Origin of the sequence: Brasilonema octagenarum UFV-OR1, from assembly GCF_963888615.1 — a bacterium.
Lineage (GTDB): Bacteria > Cyanobacteriota > Cyanobacteriia > Cyanobacteriales > Nostocaceae > Brasilonema > Brasilonema sennae.
The window spans coordinates 1-1,027 of sequence record NZ_CAWPKW010000403.1 but is presented as its reverse complement, the minus strand read 5'-3'; the positions used below and the strand labels follow the sequence as shown (position 1 = coordinate 1,027).

The window sequence follows — 1,027 nt, the reverse complement described above, 5'->3', positions numbered from 1 at the left end:
TCCAATTTGATGCTGCTGGAAATCCTTACCTTCTAATTGGTCTTTCTGCTGGTGTAAATTACAACAATACACCCTTAAATTCTCCGAATTTTGGAGAGCTATATAAAGTTGACTTTAACACCGGTGCGTTGACAAGTATTGCCGATATTTCCAGCTATGAATTCGCCAAGGATCCGACTGTGCTTTTACCTAATGGCTATGTAGGTAGCAATCCCTACTCTTTTACAATTAAGGGTGATACTGCTTATATTGCAAATGCAAATAGGAACGAGGTTTTAAGTGTAAACCTTGATGGTAGTAATTTAAAGACGCTTGTTGAGTTTCCTGATCAAACTATAACTACTCCCACGCAAGAGATTAAATATCAAGCAGTACCCACAGGTGTTGCAATTGGTCCGGATCAAGCTTTATATGTCAGCCAATTCACAGGTGTTCCTATCCCAGAAGGTAAAGCAAATATCTTTCGTGTTGGAGAAGATGGTAAAGCAACAGTTTATGCTGATGGGTTTACGCAACTGACTGACTTGGCTTTCGATACTGAAGGCAATTTGTATGCCTTACAATTTGCCAATGAGGCATTTTATAAGGGGAATCTTGATGGTTCACTGATTCAAGTAGCTCCTGATGGGACTCGTAGAACTCTCCTTAGTGGTAATGGACTAGAGTCAGCTACTGCCCTCACTATAGATCCTGATGGTGCTATTTATGTTTCGAGTTTTGGCGATCGCGCTGGAGTCGGTCAAGTCCTGAAGATTGATCCAAAAGCAAAAGTTCCTGAATCAAATTCTGCATTGGGCGTACTCGCGTTTGGTGCTTTAGGAGTAGGTTCGTATCTGGGGCGCAAACGCAGACAGAAGTTGGTAAGCTGCGGTTAACAGCTTGTGTATCAATTGAGTTGCAGTTCAACCAGGCTTGACTAAAACAAAACTTAAAGAAATGTCAAGCCTATCAAAAGATTATTCATTGCATTCGGCTTTCAAGATTTTATACGCTGTTACTAAAAATACAGAGTTTCTAAACACGATTT

1 protein-coding gene is annotated in these 1,027 nt (G+C 40.5%); it reads left to right on the top strand.

Annotated features, from left to right (window positions below; genetic code table 11):
* The coding region (locus AC5590_RS34830; RefSeq protein ID WP_169269016.1) for a ScyD/ScyE family protein at positions 1-875 on the top strand (875 nt) is incomplete at its 5' end.
* Positions 876-1,027: the final 152 nt, after the last annotated feature.